This is a genomic window from Brevibacterium sp. W7.2, from assembly GCF_018137945.1.
Taxonomy (GTDB): domain Bacteria; phylum Actinomycetota; class Actinomycetes; order Actinomycetales; family Brevibacteriaceae; genus Brevibacterium; species Brevibacterium sanguinis.
This window is the reverse complement of the sequence record NZ_CP073089.1, coordinates 1710273-1733209: the sequence shown is the minus strand read 5'-3', so window position 1 is coordinate 1733209 and position 22937 is coordinate 1710273. Positions and strand designations below refer to the sequence as shown.

Sequence of the window (22937 nt, the reverse complement as noted above, 5' to 3'; positions counted from 1 at the left end):
CCTAGGACACCGGAGCGGGGTTCGCGCAGGACACCGTGACGGGGTTCGCTCAGGTCACCGCCTGGGGGCTCAGCGGGCGCGGGCGAGCCGACACACTTCGGAGACGAACGTCTCGACGGCGTAGACAGGGTCGCGGCCGCCGCCTTTGACGGCTTCGTCCGCCTCGGCTGCCGCGATGAGGGACTGTCCGAGGGCGACCTCGTTCCAGCGCCGCACCTCCCGCCGGGCCCGGTCGACCTGCCAGGGCGCCATCTTCAGTTCGGCGGCGAGCTCGCCGCTCGATCCCGAGAAGCCCTGGACCTTCGCCATGCCCCGCAGCTTCATCGCCACGGCCGCCACGAGCGGCACCGGATCCGATCCCGTCGACAGCGCGTGGCGGAGCAGGCTGAGCGCGCTCTTCGCATCGCCGGAGACCGCGGCATCGGCGACCTTGAAGCCGGTCGCCTCGACCCTGCCGCCGTAGTAGCGATCGACGACGGCGCTGGTGATCGTGCCCTCCGTGTCCTCGATGAGCTGGTCGACGCCGGCGTTGAGCTCCGAGAGGTCGGCACCGAGGGCGGACATGAGCGCTTCCATCCCGGATTCGTCGATCTGCCGCTTCGCCGACTTGAAGCGCGCCTGGGCGAACTTCGCCCGGTCGCTCTCGTTCTTCAGCACGGCGGCATCGATGCGCGGAAATCCGGCCGCGTCGATCTTCTTCACGAGCTTCGCACCGCGGTTGCCTCCGCCATGGAGCAAGAGGACGACGGCGTCGTCGTTCGGTTCGTCGAGATAGGACACCGCGTCCTCGAGAAACGGTTCGGAGCACTTCTCGACGGCGTCGACGACAATGAGCTTCGCACTCGAGAACAGCGACGGCGAGGCCGCCATCTCGAGTTCTCCGCCCTGGTACGCGGCGGCGTCGAACTCGACCTCCTCGGGGTCCTTCTTCCGGGCCGCGGAGACGATCCGATCCTTGGCCATCCGCACGAGCACCGATTCGCCGCCGGAGATCATGACGACGGGCGCGGGCTTCGCCGAACTCCAGGGGATCAGTGTCTTCTTCGCTGCCATGCCCCCAGCCTATCGTCCGCCCGGGACACGACCGTCGTCGTCCTCGCCGCCGGCACTGACGCAGCCGCGCGCCGTGCTGAAGCGGGGCCCGGAGTAGAGGGCAATCGTCCCGCACTCGTCGGTGCGCAGCACCCTGACCGGCCCGAACGCTTGGAGAGACCGGTCAGTCGGGTGTCCGTAGCGGTTCTCCCCCACGGAGACGATGCCGAGCTGCGCGCGAGCCGCCCGATAGAAGTCGACGGAGAGATCCGAGGACCCGTGGTGCGGGGCGAGCAGCACGTCGGTGGGCGTCAGGCTCTGCGCGAGGACGAACTGCTCCTCCTCGCCGACATCACCGGGGATGAGGACGGTGAGCCCGCCGACGTCGATGCGGAAGACGAGGGAGTCCTCATTGCGCGCGGCCGTCCCGGACTCGGACCCGCCGCTGCCCTGCCCGGACTCGGACCGGCCGTTGCCCTGCCCGGTCCCGCCCGCGTCGTCTCCCTCGGTTCCGCCTCTGCCCTCAACAGGTGGGCCGGCCCCAGCAGGCGGGACCGACGTCCTTCCGCTGGGCGGCACGCCCGTGCCCCCACCGGGCGGCCAGAGCACCTCGATGGCCACTCCGTCGATGTCGAGGCGACGTCCGCGGTCGAGGGGAACCACCTCGGCGCCGGTGTCCCGGACGAGCTGCGCGACGTCGGGACTGCCGATGACGTTGGCTGACACCCACACCTGACCCACCGTCCGCGACCACGCGGTGCCGGCCGCCCCGCCGCTGTGGTCGGCGTCGAAATGGGAGATCGCGAGGTCGACCTCAGCGATCCCGCTGTCGTCGAGGCACGCATCGATCGGCCCCGGCTCCTTCCCCGCATCGATGACGAGGCCCCGACCGTCGCCGAGGTTGACCACCGTCGCCGACCCCTGTCCGACGTCGCACACGAGGACGAGCCAATCCCGGGCAGGCGGACGCGGACTGCCCACGACGACGACCGCCGCCCCGAAAGCGATCGCGAGGACGACGACCGGCGCGCCCCAGAGCCGTTTGCGGATGAGCAGGACGACGCCGACGGTGAAGAGCGCGAGCACCGCAAGGGCGACCAGCGACCCCACCGGTGGATCCGGCCACGCGAGCGATGCCCCGGGCAAGCGGGCGCAGACCCGCGCGACGGCGACGATCCACCAGGCGCACAGCGAACCGAGCCAGGCAGTGAACTCGGCGATCCACGGCAGTCCGGGCAGGCCGATCCCGCCGGTCACCAGGGACACGAACCCGGCGATCGTCGCCGGGAGGACGGCCGGAGAGGCCAGCGCGTTCGCGACCACCGACCAGCCGCCCAGGCGCGGATCGATGGCGACGAGCACCGGGGTGCACGCGAGCTGCGCGACGAGCGGGACGACGAGCGCGCTGACGAGCACGGACGGGGCGAGCGGAAAGCGGACGAGGAGTCTGCGCAGCAGGAGCGGGACGACGAACATGATGACCGTCGTCGAGATGACCGAGAGGACGAATCCCACCGAGGTGGCGAGCACCGGCACACCGGTGAGGAGGAGCGCGACCGTGGCCGCGATGACGGCGACCGGGGCGATCCCGCCGCCGCGGAGGAAGACGAGGGCGACGGCGACTGCCATGCCGGCGGCGCGGATCGCGCTCGGTTCGAAGCCGACGACGAAGACGTAGCCGAGGCAGGTGAGCACGCCGACGGCGGCGCGGGTCCGCGGACCCGCTCGGCATGCCCCCGCGAGAAGGCCGGCGCCGAGGCTGACGATCGTCACGTTCGTCCCCGACACCGCGGACAGATGGGTGAGGGAGACGACGCGCATGTCATCGGTCATCTGCGCATCCTGCGGCTCAGTGTCCCCGACGACGAGGCCGGGCAGCAGCGCACCGCCGCTGGTGCCTGCGGCGAGCGAGTTCTCGCGCAGGGTCGCGCGCACCTCCGCCCGCCACCTCCACACGGCGTTCGGTGCGCGCGTCACGCGGGGCTCGTCTCGGGTGATGCGGATGTCGTCGAGGCGCTCGGTGCGCATCTCGACGTGCGCACCGGCGGGCGGGACGGCGGGGGCGAGCACCTCGGTGAAGCCACCGCCGGTGAGCAGAGTGAGGCGTGACCAGCCCGACGGACCCGGCGTCGAGGCCCCGACGACGATCCCGTTCGTCTCCGTGTTCTCCACAGGACCGCGCGCGGAAGTGAGCACGCAGATCTGGACTGCGGCGAGGCACGCGAAGACGACGAGTCCGACGCCGAGGTGGTGGAACCGGCGGCGATGGACGACGACGAAGCCGAGTCCGATGAGGACCGGGACGCCCACGAGCGCCCAGGGGCCAGGTGCGAGGAGGGCGAGTACCCAGAGCCCGCCGGCGCAGAGGACTAAGCGCACCGATGACGGCCACAGCGTGGCCGTCGTCCGCGCCCACTGCCAGCCTGCGCGAGTCTGCCTGCGCACCCAGTCCGCCGCCTGCTGGGGCCCAGGCTTCTGGGGCCCAGCCGCGCGTCGCTGCCGCGCCGCGGCGCGTCTCCGCGGCCGAGGTTGTCGTCGGGTGTGCGGCGCAGTGTGTGTTCGAGGCTCCGGTCCAGTCCGCGGCCTGATTCCCCACCGGGTCTGCGGCCCGGGCTGTGGTCGCTCGGCTCCGGCGGCCTCCTCATCCGACGGTGACAAGGTCCTTGAGACTCTCGAAGGTCTTCGGGCCGATGCCCTTGACGAGGAGGAGGTCCTCGATACTCGTGAACGGGGTCTGTTCGCGGTGGGCGATGATCGCCTGGGCGGTGACGGGGCCGACCCCGGGCAGGGTCTCCAGGGTCGCCGAGTCCGCCGTATTCAGGTCGATCTTCCCACCGGGCACCGCACCCGGCCCGCTGCCGGGAGGTGCTGGGGCGGTGGGCGCACCAGGCCCCTGGCCTCCTGGGGACTGGCCGTCCGGTGCAGGGCCCGGCGGCTGTCCGCCCGGGGCCTGACCAGCGGGTGTCTCGCCGACTGCCGGGATGCGGATCTGCTCGCCGTCGGCGACGAGCCGGGCGAGGTTGACCGCTTCCGCGTCGGCGTCGCCGGTCAGTCCCCCAGCCGCCTCGACGGCGTCGCTGACCCGTGAGCCGCCGGGCAGCGTGACGACGGACGGGTTGGCGACTTCGCCCGTGACATGGGCGACGACCTGCTGGTTCGCCGGCTGATCACCGGGTCCAGCGCTGTCCTCAGCCGACCCGGGTTCTCCGCTGCCGCCTTGACTGTCGGCCGCCTCGGCGGATGATCCTTCCGACACGACACCTCCTGCGGTCGGATCGGACGGGCTCTGCGTCTGCGTCGGCCGGAACACGTAGAACGCCAGGACGAGCACGGCGGTCGTCGCCACGGCGAGGGCGATGAGTATGGGCAGGCGGACGCGACGCGGCGGGACTGGTTCCTCCTCGCCCTCGGTGCCGGCGGTGTAGATGTCGCCGGGAACCCATCCGCCGCGTTCGGCGCTCGCGTTGACGAGGCCGGCGAACCTGTCATCGGGGGACACAGCCATGCGCGCACGCTACGACGGGCACGGCCACGGGCTCCACGCATTCGGCCGGCCCTGTGGACAGTGCGCGAGCGTCCACAGGCTCTCAGCACACGAGTCGCCGCGTCATCCACACCCGGCCGCACCCGAGTCCGTGGCGGGCTGGGAATTGTCCGGCGACGGTGCGGGGAAGCCGCGGTCAGACACCTCACGCGGACGCCCGACACGACTTTGCGCCAGTCTGCTCTGAAATGGCCAAGGCCGCCCTGGCCATCTCAGACTCAACTGGCGCACAGTCCCCTTCCGGCTCACCTGGGTTTCCAGGGCTCACGTCATTACCTGAGCCCACCGGCCCCAACAGTGCCGCAGACGCCGGACCGCAAGGGACACCAGAACTTTCGGCGGCGCGGGGGTAGAGCGGGTGAGCAACGGCTGGTCCCGTGCGGGAAGTCGCGGCCGGACAGCTCGCGCGGACGCACGACGCGACTTTGCGCCAGTCTGCTCTGAGATGGCCAAGGCTGCCTTGTCCATCTCAGACTCAACTGGCGCACACTGGTCTTCCGGCTCACCTGGGTTTCCAGGGCCCACGTCATTACCTGAGCCCTCCGGCCCCAACAGAGCCGCAACCGACCGTGCGAGCAGTCCAGACCGGCCTGCCGCACGAGGCCAGCCGCACCCCGACCAGCAGGCGCCCGGCCACCCCGACTACGGGGTGGTCTGGACCGTGATGCCGAGGGCGCCGGGGCCGACGTGGGCGGTGATGATCGGCGAGAGCGTGCGGAACGTCGGCGTCAGGCCCCGATCGACGAGCTTCTCGGTGAGGGTGACGACGTCGGGGGCGTCGGGGCTGCCGTCGGCGTGCTGGATCTCGACCTGCAGGGGCCGGTCTCCCCCGCCGAGGCTCTCCGCCGTCTCCCCGGCGATGACGCTCATCCGCTCGAGCGCCTTCGCCCGGGTGCGCACCCGGGCGACCGGGGTGACGACTCCGGCCCCGAGCCCGAGCACCGGCACGATCTGCAGCGCGCGCCCGAGCAGCGAGGACGCGGCCCCGATGCGACCGCCTCGGCGCAGGTGTTCGAGGTTCTGCGGAGCGAAGACGGTCATCGTCTCCCCCGCACACCAGTCGGCCACGGTGCCGGCGATCGATGCGACGTCCTCGCCGCGCCCGATCCCGGCAGCGGCGACCGCGACGGCCCCGGCGAGTCCCGCCGAGGTGGTGCGCGAGTCGACGACGTCGATGAGCACCGGCTGGTCGGTCGCCGCGGTGACGGCCGAATCGCGGGTGCCCGAGAGCTCCCCGGACATCGTGACGACGATGATCGCCTCGGCGCCGTGGTCGATGAGATCGGCGTACGCGGCGGCGAACCGAGCCGGTGTGGCCATCGAGGTGCTCACCTCGGAGCCGGCGTCCATCGCCGCACACAACCGGTCCGGATCGAGCTCCCCGTCGATGTAGGCGACCCCGTCGATGAGCACGGTGAGGGGGACGACCGCGAAGAGTCCGCCGGTGGTCTCGCGCAGCCGGGCCGCCTCGGCGTCATGGAGCTGGGCGGTCGAATCGGTGACGAGACCGATCCTCATGGCCGGCCCAGCGCCCGATACGTCCACCCCGCCGACCGCCACGTGTGCGGGTCGAGCACATTGCGCCCGTCGACGAGCACCCGCCCGGCCACGAGACCGCCCACGACCTCCGGGTCGAGGTCCCGGTACTCCTGCCACTCGGTCAGCAGCAGCACCGCATCCGCCCCGGTCAGCGCCTCTGTGGTGTCGGTGACGAAGCTGAGCTCGGGAAACGCGCGGGACGCATTCGCCACGGCCTCCGGGTCGGTGACCGTGACGACCCCGCCCTGCGTGCCGATGAGCCGGGCCACCGCCAGCGCCGGGGAGTCGCGGACATCATCGCTGTCGGGTTTGAACGCAGCCCCCAGGATCGTCACCCGCTTGCCGATGAACGACCCGCCGAGCGCATCCCGGGCGATGTCGACCATCCGCACCCGCCGGCGCATGTTGATCGAGTCGATCTCCTTGAGGAACGCCACCGCCTGATCGGCCCCGAGCTCCCCGGCCCGGGCCATGAACGCCCGGATGTCCTTGGGCAGACATCCCCCGCCGAACCCGAGCCCGGCGTTGAGGAACTTCCGCCCGATCCGATCGTCCATCCCGATCGCATCCGCGAGCAGCGTGACATCGGCCCCGGAGGCCTCACAGAGCTCGGCCATCGCGTTGATGAAGGAGATCTTCGTCGCGAGGAACGAGTTCGCCGCGGTCTTCACGAGCTCGGCGGTCGCGAAGTCGGCGACGAGCCGCGGCGTGTCGGCGGAGAGCATCGGCGCGTAGACCTCGTCGAGGGCCGCGGTCGCCGCGACCCCGGCCTCGCCCTCGGCGACCCCGTAGACGAGACGGTTGGGGTGGAGGGTGTCCTCGACGGCGTGTCCCTCACGGAGGAACTCGGGATTCCACATGAGCATCCCCCCGGCCGGTTCGACGAGGGCGGCCAACCGGGCCGCCGTGCCCACCGGCACCGTCGACTTCCCGACGACCACCGCGCCGGGCGCCAGATGCGGCAGGAGCGAGTCGACGGCAGCATCGACGTACGTGACGTCGGCGGCGAACTCCCCGCGCCGCTGCGGGGTGCCCACGCACACGAAGTGGACGCTCGCCTCGGCGGCCCGGGAGACATCCGTCGTGAAGTCGAGGCCGCCCTTCTCCTGCCCCTCGACGAGGAGGTCGGCGAGTCCCGGTTCGAAGAACGGCGGGCGTCCCTCACGCAGAGCCGCGATCTTCGCCTCGTCGACGTCGACGCCGACGACCTCGTGACCCAGCGACGCCATGGCCGCCGCATGCACGGCTCCCAGATACCCACAACCGATGACCGAAATCAACACCTGGCACTACCTCGTTTCGTCCGAGCATTTTCACGCACACTATATGCCACCTGCATGCACGATTGCCTACACGATTTACGGAGCCGGAAACAGTAGTCTTGTCCGTGTGAAGCGTTTCCTGGATTTCCTCACCAACTCGACCGCCGCGGTGGTTCTCGCCGTCCTCATCGTCGTCGGCATCGTGCTCTTCGCCATCCCCGCCCTCCACCCGTTCGCGTGGCTCATCGGGATCGTGCTCTGCCTCGGTGCCGCTGCCGCCCTGCTGATCTTCCACGGCGAATGGCGGCGCTCCCAGACCCAGATCGATGCCCTGCGCGGCAGCCTCGCGACCGAACGCGGGCGGATGGATGCGGTGGGCCTGACCCCCGTCGCCGAGGAGGTCGCGCAGATCCCCGACGAGACGCGGGCGCAGCGGATCCTGACTCTCATCCCCGACTCCGACGGCCTCATCCAGTCCCTGCGCCTCGATGCGACGTTCGGCACCCTCGCCGTCGACGAGCTCGCCCCGCTCCACACCTTCCGGGAGGAGTTCGCGAAGTCGAGCTTCGACAACCCGCGCTCCCACACCGCGTTCATGAACCTCTACCGCGCCGCCGAGGCGCTGTCGATCTGGGTGAACGAGGAGACCCGCGTCGTCGCCGACGACGAGACGAAGCGGGAGATCACCCCCGGCGACTCGCGCAAGGGCGGGTGGCGTGAGTACACGGAGGCGCGCAGCCGCGGGGAGAGCCTCGGCGACACGTTCATCACCGCCCGCTGGGAGTTCAAGCAGACCGCGCTCGAGCTCGGACTCACCGCCTGAGGCACGCGCGCGCGGCGCGCCACCCCGTCAGTGCCGGATCCACCAGTTGTCGGTCGGGGTCACCGGGGTGCGGCGCTTGTGCTCGGTCGCCCGGTAGCGGTCGATGAGCCGCTGGGCCGCCTCGGCGTCGATCTCGTTGCCCTCGAGGAAGTCGTCGATCTGCTCGTACGTCAGCCCCAGCGACGATTCGTCGGTCTGACCCGGGTCGTCGTCGAGGAGGTCCGCGGTCGGGGTCTTCGTCGTCAGGTGCTCCGGCGCGCCGAGGTGGCGCAGCAGTTCCCGTCCCTGCCGCTTGCTCAGTCCCGACAGCGGGATGACGTCGGCAGCGCCGTCGCCGAACTTCGTGAAGAAGCCGGTGACCGCCTCGGCGGCATGATCGGTGCCGACGACGAGGAGGCGCTTCTCCCCGGCGATCTCGAACTGCGCGGTCATCCGCATGCGCGCCTTGACGTTGCCCTTGCCGAAGTCGGAGATCGGCTCGCCCATCGCCTCGCGGTACTCCTCGGCGGCGGCGTCCGTGGCCGCGCCGATGTTGAAGACGATCTCGTGGTCGGCGGCAATGAACTTCAGCGCGTCCTGCGCATCGGATTCGTCGGCCTGGACGTGGTAGGGCAGGCGCACCGCGTAGAACTCGGCCTTCTCCCCGCGCCGCCGCAGGGTCTCGACGGCCAGCTGGCAGAGCCGGCCGGCCAGGGTCGAGTCCTGTCCCCCGCTGATGCCGAGGACCAGCCCGCGCACCCCGGTGGTGAGCACGTAGTCGACGAGGAATTCGACACGGCGGATCACCTCGGTGGCGGGATCGATCTGCGGACGCACACCGAGCGCAGTGCGGATCTCATCCTGGACGGCGGCGATGGAGCTCATGGGAGTCAGGGGTCCTTCTCTCAGGTGACCGGGGCCGGTCAGCGGTTCACGCGTCGGGAACGATGTTGACGAGCTTGGGGGCCTTGACGATGACCTTGCGCACCCCGGCGCCGTCGAGCGTACGCTGGACGTTCGGCGAGGCCAGCGCCAGGGCTTCGAGGTCGTCGGCGGTGATGTCGGGGGCGACATCGAGCCGGGCGCGCACCTTGCCTTTGATCTGGACGACCGCGGTGACGGTGTCGGCGACGAGGTAGGCGGGGTCGGCCTCAGGGAAGTCGACGTAGGTGATCGACGACTCGTGTCCGAGCCGCTGCCACAGCTCCTCCGCGAGGTGCGGGGCGAAGGGCGAGAGCATGATCGCCAGCGGCTCGAGGACGTCGACGGTCGCTCCGCCCTGCTTCGTCAGGTGGTTGGTGAGCACGATGAGTTTCGAGATCGCCGTGTTGAAGCGCAGGTGGTCCATGTCGTCGCGGACTCCGGCGATGACCTGGTGCGCGACCTTGAGGGTCTCGGGGTCGGCAGTGCCCGCGGCGACGACGGACTCACCGGTCGCCTCGTCGACGAAGAGGCGCCACACCCGTTGGAGGAAGCGCTGCGCGCCGACGACGGCTCGGGTCTCCCACGGCCGGTCCTGCTCGATCGGTCCCATCGACATCTCGTAGACGCGGAACGTGTCCGCGCCGTAGGCGTCGTACATCTCATCGGGCATGACGGAGTTCTTCAGCGACTTGCCGATCTTGCCGTACTCGCGGTTGACCTGCTCGCCTGCGTACCAGAACGTCGTCTCGCCCGCCTCGTCGGTGCGCTCCTCGACGTCGGCGGCCGGGACGTAGACGCCGCGGGCGTCGGTGTAGGCGTAGGCCTGGATGTAGCCCTGGTTGACGAGCCGGTGGAACGGCTCCGACGAGGAGATGTAGCCGAGGTCGAAGAGCACCTTGTGCCAGAAGCGCGCGTAGAGGAGGTGGAGCACGGCGTGCTCCTGACCGCCGACGTAGAGGTCGGCCCCACCGCGGGGCTTCGAGGCCCGCGGACCCAGCCAGTACTCCTCGTTGACCGGGTCGACGACGGCATCGGAGTTGTGCGGGTCGGCGTAGCGCAGCTGGTACCACGAGGACCCGGCCCAGTTGGGCATCGTGTTCGTCTCGCGGTAGTAGGTGCGCGGTCCGTCGCCGAGGTCGAGTTCGACCTCGACCCAGTCCCGATTGCGCGACAGGGCCGGCTCCGGCTGGGAGTCGGCGTCGTCGGGGGCATAGGTCCGCGGCGCGAAGTCGTCGACCTCGGGCAGCTGGACGGGCAGCTGCTCGTCGGGCAGCGCGATCGGGGTTCCGTGCTCGTCGTAGACGATCGGGAACGGCTCGCCCCAGTAGCGCTGGCGGGAGAACAGCCAGTCGCGCAGTCGGTACTGCGTCGTCTCCTCGGCCAGGCCCAGACCGGCCAGCCATGCGGTGACCGCGGCCTTCGCCTCGGCGATCGGCAGGCCGTTGACGTCGATCGACTCGTTCGCGGAGTTGATCATCACGCCCTCGCCCGTGTACGGCGAGTCCTCGTCGTGGTCCTCCGGGGGCTGCACCGTGCGGACGTAGGGCAGGCCGAACTCCTTCGCGAACTCCCAGTCGCGGGCGTCCTCGGCGGGCACCGCCATGATCGCCCCGGTGCCGTAGCCCATGAGGACGTAGTCGGCGACGAAGATCGGGATCTGCTCACCGGTCGCGGGGTTGAGCGCCGAGGAGCCGGTGAAGATGCCGGTCTTCTCCCGGCTCTGCTGCCGGTCGGCGTCGGTCTTGGCCGCAGCCGCGCGCTGGTAGGCGGCGATCGCCTCGGTGGGGGTGTCGGCTCCCCCGCGCCAGCGCTCGGGCGTGCCGTCCGGCCACGCGTCCGCGGTGAGGTCGGCAACGGCCGGGTGCTCGGGTGAGAGCACGAGGTAGGTCGCGCCGAAGAGCGTGTCCGGGCGCGTCGTGAAGACCTCGATGGACTCCTCGGTCGTCGAATCGGCGTCGGCGGCCGTGGCAGCGGTCGGCATGAGCGGCAGGCGCAGCAGCGCGCCCTTCGACCGTCCGATCCAGTTGACCTGCATCGCGCGGATCGCACTCGGCCAGTCGAGGCCGTCGAGGTCGTCGATGAGGCGGTCGGCGTAGGCCGTGATGCGCATGTTCCACTGGCGCAGGGTGCGCGTGTAGACGGGGAAGTTGCCGCGCTCGGACAGGCCCTCGGCGGTGACCTCCTCGTTCGCGAGCACCGTGCCCAGCCCCGGCGCCCAGTTGACCGGGGACTCCGAGACGTAGGCCAGCCGGTAGCCCTGGAGGACGTCCTCCTGCTCGGCGGTGCTCAGCTGCGCCCAGTCCCGCCCGTCGGGGGTCGGCCGCTGTCCGCTCGCGAACTGCTCGATGAGGGTGGAGATCGGACGGGCGGCACCGGCGGTGTCCTCCCCCGGTGCCTGCGCGTCGGGGTCGTACCACGAGTTGAAGATCTGGAGGAAGATCCACTGCGTCCACTTGACGAAGTCGTCGTCGGTCGTCGCGAAGCTGCGGCGCGCGTCGTGGGCGAGCCCGAGGCGTCGCAGCTGCGCGGTCATGTTCGTGATGTTCGCGTCCGTCGTGATCCGCGGATGCTGGCCCGTCTGCACCGCGTAGAGATCGGCGGGCAGTCCGAAGGCGTCATACGACAGCGCGTGCATGACATTGCGTCCGCGCATCCGCTGATAGCGGCCGAAGACGTCGGTGCCGAGATACCCGAGCGGGTGGCCGACGTGGAGGCCCGCACCCGAGGGGTACGGGAACATGTCCATGATGTAGAGGGACTCCCGCTCGCCGAGGTTGTCCGGCGGCCCGTACGAGGACTCCGCGGCGGAGGCGGCGAGGTCCTGGCTGAGGTCACCGGTCGGGTTGGGGGCGTGGTACGTTCCCGCCTGCTCCCAGGTGCGCTGCCATGACGTCTCGATCTTCTCCGCCAGCTCCGCGTCGTAGCGGAAACCGGTGTCCTCAGGGTTCGTCGACATTACCTTCCTTCGCCAGTGATCGGGTTTGATCCATCGTAGCCTGAACGTTCACGCGCTGAACTGGCTAGACTGCAGACGAGACATGATCACCGGGCAAACGTGATCGATTTCACGGCTGAAGGTTCGCACAGTAAAGTACTTAACGATCGCACAGTAAAGTAACTGGGCAGTAACTTATGTCCCGAAGGAGTACGCATGAGCCCACAGACAATGCCCCAGTCAGCCACTCCGGTCGTCGGGTACGAGGTGGACACGACGTCATCGACGACCGACATCCTTCTCAACCGCCTCGCGACCGCCCCCACCCATCCGGCGCTGGCCAAGGCCGTCGGCGACGACTGGGTCGAGGTGACGACGGCGGAGTTCGTCGATGAGGTCCGCGCCGTCGCCAAGGGTCTCATGGCCTCCGGGGTCGGGTTCGAGGACAAGGTCGGCATCTTCGGCCCCACCTCCTTCGACTGGACGCTGTCGGACTACGCCGTGTGGTTCGCCGGCGCGATCTCCGTGCCCTTCTACGACACCTCCTCGCAGGATCAGCTCGCCTGGATGCTCGAGAACGCCGAGGTCACCGCCGGCCTCGTCGCCACCGAGGAGCATGCCCAGCGCGTCCGCGACGCCGCGGCCGCCGCCGGACTGCCGACACCTGCGCTGTGGATCTGGGACGAGGGCGCCTTCCGCGAGCTCAGCGCCGCGGGCGCATCCGTCAGCGACGCCGACCTCGAGGCCCGCCGCAGCCAGGTCGGCAGCGAGTCGATCGCGACGATCATCTTCACCTCCGGAACGACGGGCAGGCCCAAGGGCTGCGTGCTCACGCATGCGAACTTCGTCCAGACCGCGCAGGCCGCCGAAGAGCAGATCAGCGAGGTCACCGGCGGTGACGCCCGCTGCCTCCTCTTCCTCCCCCAGGCCCACGTCTTCGCCCGCTTCATCGAGGTCCTCTGCGTGAGCACGGGCGGGCTGCTCGCCCACCAGGCCGACCTGACGAAGCTCACCGACGCCCTCGGCAGCTTCAAGCCGACGTTCATCCTCGGCGTGCCCCGGGTCTTCGAGAAGGTCTTCAACTCCGCGCTCGCGAAGGCGCAGGCCGGCGGCAAGGAGAAGATCTTCCGCCGGGCCGAGCAGGTCGCCGTCGCCTATTCGAAGGCCCTCGACGCCGGCAGGGTCCCGCTCACGCTCAAGGCCCAGCACGCGCTCTTCGACACCCTCGTCTACCGCAAGCTGCGGGAGATCATGGGCAACAACGTCAAGTGGGCGGTCTCCGGCGGCGGGCCGCTCGGCACGCACCTCGGCCACTTCTACCGCGGCATCGGCCTCGTCGTCCTCGAGGGCTACGGTCTCACCGAGACGACGGCCCCGATCACGGTCAACGTCCCCGAGAACTCGAAGATCGGCACCGTCGGCGTGCCCCTGCCCGGGGCGACCGTGGCGATCGCCCCCGACGGCGAGATCCTCGCCAAGGGCGTGCCCGTCTTCCGCGAGTACTGGAAGAACCCCGAGGCCACGGCCAAGGAGTTCCACGACGGCTGGTTCGCCACCGGCGACCTCGGGTCGCTCGACGAGGACGGCTACCTCAGCATCGTCGGGCGCAAGAAGGAGCTCATCGTCACCTCGAGCGGCAAGAACATCGCTCCCGCCCCGCTCGAGGACGCCCTGCGCCGCCATCCGATCATCGGCCAGCCGGTGCTCGTCGGCGACAACCGCAAGTACATCACCGCGCTGATCTTCCTCGACCCGGAGATGCTGCCGACGTGGCTTGCCAATCATGATCTGCCGGAGATGACCCTCGCCGAGGCGGCCGAGGACGAGACCGTGCGCCAGACCATCGAGAAGGCGATCGAACGCGTCAATCGGACCGTCTCCCGGGCCGAGGGCATCAAGAAGTTCCGCATCGTGCCCGTCGAGCTCAGCGAGGCCAACGGCTATCTCTCCGCGAAGCAGTCGGTCAAGCGCCACCTGCTCGGCAAGGACTTCGCCGACGAGATCGAAGCGCTCTACGCCGACTGAGGCCGGTGGGGAGACGCGGCGATGGCCGGCTGAGTAAGATGAAGTTTCAACCATCGTGACGACGGTCGGCCGCCCGTTCACCGCGGGCGGCCGACCCGCCGCACTCAGTCGCGTGAGAGAGGACATCCCCATGTCGAACGACACCGAGACGACCACGGACACTGACACCACCGGCTCCTATGTCGAGAAGGGCGCGGAGTTCAACCGCGACACGAACTACATCGAGGACCGCATCCTCGACGATCCCGACGCCCAGTGGCCCGTCGAACCCGGTCGCTACCGCCTCATCGCCGCGCGCGCCTGCCCGTGGGCCAACCGCACGGTCATCGTCCGGCGCCTCCTCGGTCTCGAGGACGTCATCTCCCTCGGGATGCCCGGGCCCACTCACGACAAGCGCTCGTGGACCTTCGACCTCGATCCCGAGGGCGTCGATCCGGTGCTCGGGATCGAGAGGCTCCAGGAGGCGTTCTTCAAGCGCTATCCCGACTACCCGCGCGGCATCACGGTGCCCGCGATCGTCGACATCCCCTCCGGTGAGGTCGTGACGAACGACTTCGCGCAGATCACCGAGGACTTCTCGACCCAGTGGACGGCTTACCACCGCGACGGTGCGCCGAACCTGTGGCCGGAGGAGTTGCGGGACGAGATGGAGTCCCTCATGCGGATGATCTACACGGAGATCAACAACGGGGTGTACCGGTCGGGCTTCGCCGGCTCGCAGGAGGCCTATGAGAAGGCCTTCGACCGCCTCTTCACCGCCCTCGACACCGTCGAGGAGCGACTGGCGACCCGGCGCTACCTCATGGGCGAGTCGATCACCGAGGCCGATGTCCGGCTCTTCACGACGCTCGCGCGCTTCGATCCCGTCTACTACGGGCACTTCAAGGCCAATCGCACCGCCCTGCGGGACTTCCCGAACCTCTGGGGCTACGCCCGCGACCTCTATCAGACGCCGGGATTCGGCGACACGATCGACTTCCCGCAGATCAAGGACCACTACTACATCGTCCACAAGGACGTGAATCCCACCGGCATCGTTCCCGTCGGGCCGGACCTCTCCGGGTGGCTGACCCCGCACGGCAGGGAGGAACTCGGCGGCTCGCCCTTCGGCGACGGCACCGCGCCCGGTCCCGTCGCCGCCGGCGAGGAGGTTCCGTTCGAGAGCACCGCGGCGGCCTGGGTGAAGTGAACCCTGCCGACGGTCCATCCCGCCGAGGCGGAGCAGCCGAAGCCCGACCATAGGTCGGGCTTCGGTCATTCACCGCTCAAGGCGTGCCGTCGGGCTCGGCGTCCTGCTCCCGCTCGAAGTCGGAGTCGTGGGTTCCCGTCGCGCGCTGCCGGCGCCGCTTGCGGACCTTGAGCACGACCCATGCGACGACGGCGACCGCGACGACGACGATGACGAGCGTCTGGAAGTACCCGGCGTAGGTTTCGACGATCGACCAGTTCTCACCGAGGTAGAAGCCTGCGACGATGAGGATCGTGTTCCAGATCGTGCTGCCGGCGGCGGTGAGGAGGAGGAACTTGAGCATCGGCATCGCCCGCATGCCCGCCGGGATGGAGATGAGGGAGCGGAAGATCGGGATCATCCGCCCGAAGAAGACGGCCTTGTCACCGTGGCGGTCGAACCACGCGATCGTCTTGTGGACGTCGGCGACGTCGACGAGCGGCATCTTCACGGCGATCCGCACGATCCGGTCGAGTCCGATCCAGCGGCCCACCGCGTAGAGCACGAGGGCTCCGACGACGGATCCGATCGTCGCGAAGACGATGGCGAGGACGAGGCTGAGCTGACCGCGACTCGCCGTGAAGCCGGCCAGCGGCAGCACGAGCTCGCTGGGGATCGGCGGGAAGATGTTGTCGAGGAAGACGAGGAATCCGACGCCGAGAGGTCCGAGCGTCTCCATGATCGCCACCGTCCACGCGGAGAAGCCGCTGAGGTTCTCAGCGGCACCGGAGGCGGAGACCGTGACCAGGGCGGAGGTCGAAGCGGTGAGCGGCATGCTCTGAAGTGTAGAGAACAGGTCGACCTTTCGCTCACAGAGCGCTCCCAGCGGATAGTCTGGGAGACGATCCCCAAGAAGGAGGAGCACCCAGTGACACCAGCGAAGATCCTGGCCTCACGCAGTCCCATGGCCGAAGCCGGTCACCAGGCCATCAACCAGCCGGGCCCGGCGCATCTCGTCCGCGCCGTCCAGCGCTTCATCACGCGTCTGGGCAACCAGTTCGGGGCCGCGATCACGTACTTCCTCGTTCTCGCGGTCATTCCGATCGCGATGTTCACCTTCGCGGGACTCGGCTTCGTCCTCGACGTCGTCCGGCCCGACCTCGTTCCCGTCATCACCCAGCAGATCGAGGACTTCTCCCCCGGCAATTCGACCCTGACCGATCAGCTCGAGGGCTTCCTCAACGACTGGCAGGCCGTCGGCATCTTCGGCATCCTCGCCGGTCTCTACACCGGCCAGGGATTCATCGGCAACCTCGGCGCCGCCGTCCGCGCCCAGCTCCACGACGACTTCGACGACGACGTCAACCAGCCGCTGGTCAAGAAGTTCTTCTCGAACACCGTGACCCTGCTCGGACTCATCGTCGGTCTTCTGCTCACCGCAGGTCTCACGGTCATCGGCACGGGGCTGCGCAGCTTCATCACCGATCTCTTCGACCTCTCCGGATGGATGTCGGGCCTCCTCGTCGTCGTCCCGATGATCATCACCTTCGGGGCATCGTGGCTGATCTTCATGTTCCTCTTCACGATGCTGCCCGAGCATCCGGTCAATCGGCAGGCGAAGGTGCGCGGTTCGCTCATCGGCGCCGTCGCCTTCACGATCCTGCTCAACCTCGCCACCGTCCTCGTCGACCTCTTCTCCGCCGGGAAGGCCGCGGGTGTGTTCGGGTCGATCATCGCGGTGATGCTGACGATGAACGTCTTCGCTCGCATCATCCTCTTCGTCGCCGCCTGGATCGGCACGGCCGTTCCGCCGCCGCTGCCCGAGGACACGACCCCGCACCGTCGGTTCGTCGCGCCCGAGCTTCAGGTCCAGAGCCTCGGCGCCCTCATCACCGGCGTCGGACTCGTCGCGCTCACGCTGCTGGGGTTCAAGCGCTACGACGAACGCCGGTCCAGGAGCGCGGAGTCGACACGGTAGACTTGGGCCGGGAATCGACCACGTGAATATAAGGGGACTCGACCTTTGACTCAAGCAACAGCCGCTCGTCTCGACGAGTGGGAGAAGAAGCAGACTGCCGCGGAAGAACTCATCCCGCTCGTCGGCCGCCTCCACCGCAACAACGACGTGCTGCTCACCCTGTTCGGGCGCTCGCTCCAGGGCAAGTCCGTGACCGGCATGATCAAGGCGCACCGCTACGCCCGCCACTTCCTCGGCGAAGAGCTCGACATCGAGACCACCCTCGAGGTCGTCCGGGCACTCGCCGAGCTCGACCTCAGCGCGGCGCGCATCGACCTCGGTCGCCTCATCGTCAAGCGCGATGAGCAGTCCGCATCGACCGCGGAGTTCCTCGCCGAGGAGCTCGCGTCGGTGATCGGCAGCGAGTCCTCCGCGGCGGAGCCGCGCGACGTCGTCCTCTACGGCTTCGGACGCATCGGACGTCTGCTCGCCCGCATCCTCATCGAGCGCTCCGGCGGCACCGGCATGCGCCTGCGCGCCATCGTCGTGCGCAAGGGCGGGGAGAACGACATCGTCAAGCGCGCCTCCCTGCTGCGCCGCGACTCAGTGCACGGGAAGTTCGACGGCAGCATCGTCGTCGACGAGGAGAACAACACGATCCTCGCCAACGGCACCCTCATCCAGGTCATCTACTCCGATGATCCCTCGACGGTCGACTACACCGAGTACGGCATCGACAACGCGATCATCGTCGACAACACCGGCAAGTGGCGCGACGAAGAGGGCCTGTCGAAGCACCTGCAGTCCAAGGGCGCCGCGAAGGTCATCCTCACCGCTCCCGGTAAGGGCGACATCAAGAACATCGTCTTCGGCGTCAACTCGCATGACATCACCGACGCCGACACGATCCTCTCGGCGGCCTCGTGCACGACGAACGCGATCACCCCGGTGCTCAAGGCGCTCAACGACCGCTTCGGCGTCCGCAACGGCCACGTCGAGACGGTGCACTCGTTCACCAACGATCAGAACCTCATCGACAACTTCCACAAGGGGTCGCGTCGCGGACGTGCGGCGGGTCTGAACATGGTGCTCACGGAGACGGGTGCGGCGAAGGCCGTGGCCAAGGCGCTGCCGGAACTCAAGGGCAAGCTGTCGGGCAACGCGATCCGCGTGCCCACCCCGAACGTGTCGATGGCGATCCTCAACCTCAACCTCGAGAATCCCACGACCGTCGACGAGCTCAACGGGTTCCTCCGCGAGACCTCGATGAACTCGCCGCTGCGCAACCAGGTCGACTACGTCGCCTCCCCCGAGCTCGTCTCGACCGACCTCGTCGGCTCGCGGCGCGCGGGTGTCGTCGACGGTCTGGCCACGATCGTCGACGAGGACCGCGTCGTCGTCTACGTGTGGTACGACAACGAGTTCGGCTACAGCCACCAGGTCATCCGCTGCGTGGCGGAGATGGCCGACGTCGACACCCCGTCGTTCCCCGCGGCAGCGAACTGATCCCGCTGCGCTGAGTCAGCGACCGGCAAGCGCCCCCGACCTCTCGGACGGGGGCGCTTCGTCGTCTGCGGTGCGCAGTGCGCACAGCGCGGTCCGCGGTGCTCAGTGCGCAGTGCGCAGTGGGCGGCGGGCAGTGCGCGGTGGGATCGGGTCCGCGCCGAGGCGGTCGGTCCCTCAGCGGTCCTCGCGGGTTGCGCGTTCGGTCTCCATCGCGTCGTGGAGCCAGATCGGGGTGAATGTCGCGAACCGGGAGGCGAGGTCGTCGTCCTCGGCGAGCATGAACGCGAGACGGTCATCGCCGGTCGAGAGCTCATGGGCCCAGATCGGACCGAGGCACGCGAGCAGCAGGCAGGACAGGACGACGGCACCGGCGAGGATGGGCGTCTCGGGGACGAGCAGGAAGCCGAGCAGGATCCCGAGGACGACGAACGCGATCGCCACCGCCATGCCCCCGCCCTTCGACCGCGGGGCCCGGGTGCTCGCCGGCCGTCTCGCCGCCACGGAGTCGAGGATGTCGCGGCGCAGCCGGGTCCATGCGACGAGCGCGCCGAGGGCGCAGACGATGCCGATCATGATGAGGCTGAACGCCGAGAAGAGCAGCACGGCATCGACCCGCTCCCCCTGGGCCTGCAGAGCCGCGCCGAGGCCCGCGACGAGCATCGCCATCGCCAGCACGAGCATGCTCAGCAGGCGGGCCCGGCGGATCGCGACGAGGTCGGAGAGGGTGCGGGCGAGGAAGGCCCGGTCGTCGGGGACCTCAGCGGTGCTCATCGGACGTACCCTGCTTCCTTGTCGACGGTGTGGGCGAAGGGGCGGCCGGCCCGATAGGTCTCGAAGAGGTCGAGGAACTGATCGAGGAGCCGCTCGCGCCAGCCCTCGGTGTCACCGGACATGTGCGGGGTGATGATGACGCTCGGTGCCTCCCACAGCCGGTGGTCGGCCGGCAGCGGCTCGACATCGACGACGTCGATGCCGGCGCCGGCGATCGCCCCGGTCTCCAGCGCGGTGACGAGGGCATCGGTGTCGACGGTCGCCCCGCGGCCGACGTTGACGAAGAACGCGTGCGGCTCCATCGCCGCGAACACCTCGGCGTCGAAGAGACCCGCGGTGCGGTCGGTGAGCGGGGCGACGTCGATGACCCAGTCGACCCCGGTCAGATGCGCGGCGAGGTCGGCGGAGTCGATGACGTCGCCGAAGTCGGCATCTCCGGTGCGCGCACGACTGCCCGCCCCGCTGACGTCGACGCCGAGGGCGCGCAGCACGCGGGCGATCTCCCGACCGATCGACCCGGTGCCGACGATGAGGGCCCGCGTGCCGGCGAGGTCACGGGTCGAGCGCCGGTTCCACCGGTGCTCCCGCTGGTCGGCGAGCGAGCCGAGCGCCGACTTCGCGTGCATGAGGACGAAGCTGAGGACGAACTCGGCGATCGGCCGGTCGAAGACTCCCCGGGCGTTCGTGACGACGACCTCGGAGGCGATGAGCTCGTCGAAGAGGAGCGCATCGACACCGGCGGCCGCGACATGGATCCAGCGCAGCTCGTCGGCTGCGTCGAAGACCTCGGTGAGCGCGGTGGAGAAGTAGTCCCAGAGGAGGAGCACCTCGGTGCCGGGCAGGGCCTCGCCGAGGCGGTCGGCCGTGACGATGCGGACGTCGACGTCGTCACGGCGGCCGAGCTCAGTGAGCCGGTCGGGAACCGGGCTGCCTGGCGGGTTGAGAATCGTCAGTGTCGTCATCCGTGGAGTCCTTCGTGGTCAGCGGCACAGCCAGACTATCGGATGGCTCCCGCAGCGAGGAATCGGCGTCGACGGGCACCTCGGCGGCGTGTTCGTGGGTGACGACATGCTCACGGGCGGCGGCATCCTGGCTCTTCAGCGTCGACGCCAGCGGCGTGTTCGGCAGGAAGAGGAGGATGACGAAGCCGAGGAACGCCAGCGGCGCGACCCAGAGGAAGAGCGGGACGAGCGCGTCGTTGTACGCGGTGATGATGAGCGTGTGGATCGGTTCGGGCAGGTCGCCGACGATCTGCGGGGTCAGCCCGGTCGACGAGATCTGCGGCAGCTCGACGTTCGGGTTCGAGGCGGCGAGGCTGCGGATGCCGGACTCGATGTTCTCGAGCAGGCGCTGGGTGAACACCGAGCCGATGAACGCCATGCCGAGCGTCGCGCCCACCTGGCGGAAGTAGTTGTTCGACGCCGTCGCCGTGCCGACCATCTCGACGGGGAAGGCGTTCTGGACGACGAGGACGAGGATCTGCATGCTCAGTCCCAGACCGAGGCCGAGCAGGGCGAGTCCGACCATCGGCTCCCACACCGGGCTGTCGGCTTCGAGCGTCGAGAGCAGGATGAGCGAGACTCCGATGAGGAGGATGCCGGTGAGCGGGTAGCGCTTGTACTTGCCGGTGCGGGCGACGACGAAGCCGGTCAGCGTCGAGGAGATGAGCATCGTGCCCATCATCGGGACCATCATGAGTCCGGCGACGGTCGCGTCGATGCCGTGGACCATCTGCAGGTAGGTCGGCATGTAGGACAGGACGCCGAACATGCTCACGCCGATGAAGAGACCGGCGATCGTCGAGAGGAGGAAGTCGCGGTTCCTGAACAGCCACAGCGGGATGACCGGTTCGCTCACCTTCGCCTCGACGATGACGAACGCGATGATCGCGAGCGCCCCGACGACGATGAGGCCGTTGATCTGCCACGAGCCCCACGCGTAGTCGTGTCCGCCCCACGCGGAGACGAGGACGATGCACGAGGTGATGACGGAGATGAGCGCCATGCCGCCGACGTCGATCTTCGGCCGCGGACCGTGGGTCTGCTTGGGGATCTTGAGGAAGACGGCAGCGGCGATGAGGGCGATGATCCCGAGCGGGAAGTTGATCGCGAACGCCCAGCGCCAGCCGGGGCCCTCCGTCAGCCACCCGCCGATGAGGGGGCCGGCGACCGAGGACACCGCGAAGGCCGAGCCCATGATGCCCATGTACTTGCCGCGCTCGCGCGGAGGGACGACGGAGGCGATGATCGACTGCGAGAGGATCATCATGCCCCCGCCGCCGATGCCTTGGAGGACCCGGCCGAAGATCAGCAGCGACATGTCCTGGGCGAGGAGGGCGAAGACGGAGCCGGCGAGGAAGCAGCTGATCGCGAACATGAACAGCGGCTTGCGGCCGAAGAGGTCGCCGACCTTGCCGTAGATCGGCATCATGATCGTCGAGGCGAGCATGAAGGCCGTCGACACCCACAGCATCTGGTCGACGCCGTCGAGTTCGCCGACGATCGTCGGCAGGGCCGTGGCGAGCACGGTCTGGTTGAGGGAGAACATGAACATCGCGATCATCAATCCCACGAAGAGGAGAATGATCGCCGAGGTCGTCATCGGGGCGGCGTCATTGGTGTGGTTCTCAGGTTCTGCGGCTGTCTGTGTCATGTCCTGGCTCTCGGCCCTCATTCTTCCCTCATCTGTTCTCTCAGCGCAATGGTCTCCGTCGTCGGCGCCTCCGTGACCGCGGTGCGGCGTCATGCCCTCATCGCAGCCTCTCGAGCACCTTGAGGAAGAGCCCGAGGGAATCGTCGTAGATCCTCTGGGTGCTCTCCTCGTCGACGACGAGTTCCGGTGAGTGCTTGACGACGCGGATCGCATGGTGGAGCGGCACCATGCACATCTGGGTGAGCATCCGGGCGCTGCGCCATGCCGAGTCCTCGGTCGAGAACTCCTGTCCGAGGAACCGGAGCCGGGCGAGCACGTATTCGGACACCCGCTCCTCGAGCGCCTCGACCTGGTCGAAGCGTCGGCCCACGAGCTCCGGATAGGCGACGAAGAGCTCGCGCCTGCGACTCGAGAGTCCGGGTTCGGTGCCGATGAGGAGTGCTTCGCGCACGAAGTTCGCCGTGTCCTCGGCGAGCGTGTCGAAGCCGGAGTCGGATTCGACGTAGTCGGCGACGAGCTGGTCGTCGATGTTCGCGACGTCGAGGCCGACGATCGCGTCTTCCTTCGTCGCGTAGTAGTTGAAGAACGTCCGCGGGGACACGCCGGCGTCGGCGGCGATGTTCGCCACCGTCGTCGCTTCGAGTCCCTCGTCGAGGACGCGCGTGAGCGCCGCCTCATGGATGGCGGTGCGGGTCTCGCGCGCTTTCCGCGTCCGCAGCGATTCGTTCTCGGCCATGCGAATAATTCTGCACTAGATGCAACTTTTCATCAACTGCAAAATTGCATCTGTGCAGTATTTCACTCCCGAGGCTGACCCGCC

At 68.9% G+C, this 22937-nt stretch carries 17 protein-coding genes; 5 read left to right on the top strand and 12 right to left on the bottom strand.

All coding sequences use genetic code 11. The annotated features are described in order from the left end of the window. Positions 1 to 69: 69 nt before the first annotated feature. The 5 genes from holA to J9315_RS07655 all read right to left on the bottom strand — a co-directional run bounded on the left by holA (position 70) and on the right by J9315_RS07655 (position 7398). Positions 70 to 1053, bottom strand: coding sequence for a DNA polymerase III subunit delta (gene holA / locus J9315_RS07675; protein ID WP_198498926.1), 984 nt, complete (start codon positions 1051 to 1053; stop codon positions 70 to 72). Between the two features lie 9 nt (positions 1054 to 1062). Then, positions 1063 to 3477, bottom strand: coding sequence for a ComEC/Rec2 family competence protein (locus J9315_RS07670; protein WP_198498927.1), 2415 nt, complete (start codon positions 3475 to 3477; stop codon positions 1063 to 1065). 196 nt (positions 3478 to 3673) lie between these two features. Then, on the bottom strand, positions 3674 to 4537 hold the full coding sequence (locus J9315_RS07665) for a ComEA family DNA-binding protein (RefSeq protein WP_198498928.1): 864 nt from the start codon (positions 4535 to 4537) through the stop codon (positions 3674 to 3676). A 681-nt stretch (positions 4538 to 5218) separates the two neighbouring features. Further along, a complete protein-coding gene (locus J9315_RS07660; protein WP_198498929.1) occupies positions 5219 to 6094 on the bottom strand; it encodes a DegV family protein in 876 nt (291 codons plus the stop codon). Continuing rightward, a complete protein-coding gene (locus J9315_RS07655) occupies positions 6091 to 7398 on the bottom strand; it encodes a UDP-glucose/GDP-mannose dehydrogenase family protein (RefSeq protein WP_198498930.1) in 1308 nt (435 codons plus the stop codon). Before J9315_RS07655 ends, J9315_RS07660 begins: the two co-directional genes overlap by 4 nt. 106 nt (positions 7399 to 7504) lie before the next feature. Between J9315_RS07655 and J9315_RS07650 the strand changes: the two genes are divergently transcribed. Further along, on the top strand, positions 7505 to 8200 hold the full coding sequence (locus tag J9315_RS07650; protein WP_198498931.1) for a hypothetical protein: 696 nt from the start codon (positions 7505 to 7507) through the stop codon (positions 8198 to 8200). Between the two features lie 27 nt (positions 8201 to 8227). Here the strand turns inward: J9315_RS07650 and nadE are convergent, their stop codons facing one another. Together nadE and leuS are read right to left on the bottom strand one after the other, a co-directional pair. Continuing rightward, complete coding sequence (gene nadE / locus J9315_RS07645) at positions 8228 to 9064, bottom strand: ammonia-dependent NAD(+) synthetase (protein ID WP_198498932.1); 837 nt, start codon at positions 9062 to 9064, stop codon at positions 8228 to 8230. Positions 9065 to 9110: 46 nt separating this feature from the next. Continuing rightward, positions 9111 to 12059 carry a leucine--tRNA ligase gene (gene leuS / locus J9315_RS07640; RefSeq protein WP_198498933.1) on the bottom strand — a complete coding sequence of 983 codons (2949 nt, stop codon included), beginning with the start codon at positions 12057 to 12059 and terminating at the stop codon, positions 9111 to 9113. Positions 12060 to 12254: 195 nt separating this feature from the next. Between leuS and J9315_RS07635 the strand changes: the two genes are divergently transcribed. Together J9315_RS07635 and J9315_RS07630 are read left to right on the top strand one after the other, a co-directional pair. Further along, positions 12255 to 14063 (top strand): long-chain fatty acid--CoA ligase, encoded by a 1809-nt coding sequence (locus tag J9315_RS07635; RefSeq protein ID WP_232623615.1) that lies wholly within the window; start codon positions 12255 to 12257, stop codon positions 14061 to 14063. A 130-nt stretch (positions 14064 to 14193) separates the two neighbouring features. Then, positions 14194 to 15252 carry a glutathione S-transferase C-terminal domain-containing protein gene (locus J9315_RS07630; RefSeq protein WP_198498934.1) on the top strand — a complete coding sequence of 353 codons (1059 nt, stop codon included), beginning with the start codon at positions 14194 to 14196 and terminating at the stop codon, positions 15250 to 15252. Between the two features lie 76 nt (positions 15253 to 15328). Here J9315_RS07630 and J9315_RS07625 read toward each other — a convergent pair whose 3' ends face one another. Beyond that, positions 15329 to 16066 (bottom strand): DedA family protein, encoded by a 738-nt coding sequence (locus tag J9315_RS07625; protein WP_198498935.1) that lies wholly within the window; start codon positions 16064 to 16066, stop codon positions 15329 to 15331. A 93-nt stretch (positions 16067 to 16159) separates the two neighbouring features. Here J9315_RS07625 and J9315_RS07620 point away from each other — a divergent pair, with 93 nt between their 5' ends. Both J9315_RS07620 and J9315_RS07615 read left to right on the top strand, forming a co-directional pair. Beyond that, complete coding sequence (locus tag J9315_RS07620; RefSeq protein ID WP_198498936.1) at positions 16160 to 17209, top strand: YhjD/YihY/BrkB family envelope integrity protein; 1050 nt, start codon at positions 16160 to 16162, stop codon at positions 17207 to 17209. A 45-nt stretch (positions 17210 to 17254) separates the two neighbouring features. After that, positions 17255 to 18694 carry a glyceraldehyde-3-phosphate dehydrogenase gene (locus J9315_RS07615; protein WP_198498937.1) on the top strand — a complete coding sequence of 480 codons (1440 nt, stop codon included), beginning with the start codon at positions 17255 to 17257 and terminating at the stop codon, positions 18692 to 18694. A 174-nt stretch (positions 18695 to 18868) separates the two neighbouring features. On the opposite strand, the gene J9315_RS07610 is transcribed toward J9315_RS07615, so the two are convergent. From J9315_RS07610 to J9315_RS07595, 4 genes are all read right to left on the bottom strand, one after another. Continuing rightward, complete coding sequence (locus J9315_RS07610) at positions 18869 to 19465, bottom strand: hypothetical protein (RefSeq protein WP_198498938.1); 597 nt, start codon at positions 19463 to 19465, stop codon at positions 18869 to 18871. Next, complete coding sequence (locus J9315_RS07605; protein WP_198498939.1) at positions 19462 to 20427, bottom strand: D-2-hydroxyacid dehydrogenase; 966 nt, start codon at positions 20425 to 20427, stop codon at positions 19462 to 19464. Before J9315_RS07605 ends, J9315_RS07610 begins: the two co-directional genes overlap by 4 nt. After that, the gene (locus J9315_RS07600) at positions 20369 to 22138 is read right to left on the bottom strand and encodes an MDR family MFS transporter (protein ID WP_198498940.1); all 1770 of its coding nucleotides are present in this window, start codon (positions 22136 to 22138) and stop codon (positions 20369 to 20371) included. The genes J9315_RS07605 and J9315_RS07600 overlap by 59 nt, the downstream gene beginning before the upstream one ends. A gap of 76 nt (positions 22139 to 22214) precedes the next feature. Next, complete coding sequence (locus J9315_RS07595) at positions 22215 to 22853, bottom strand: TetR/AcrR family transcriptional regulator (RefSeq protein ID WP_198498941.1); 639 nt, start codon at positions 22851 to 22853, stop codon at positions 22215 to 22217. Positions 22854 to 22937 lie beyond the last annotated feature (84 nt).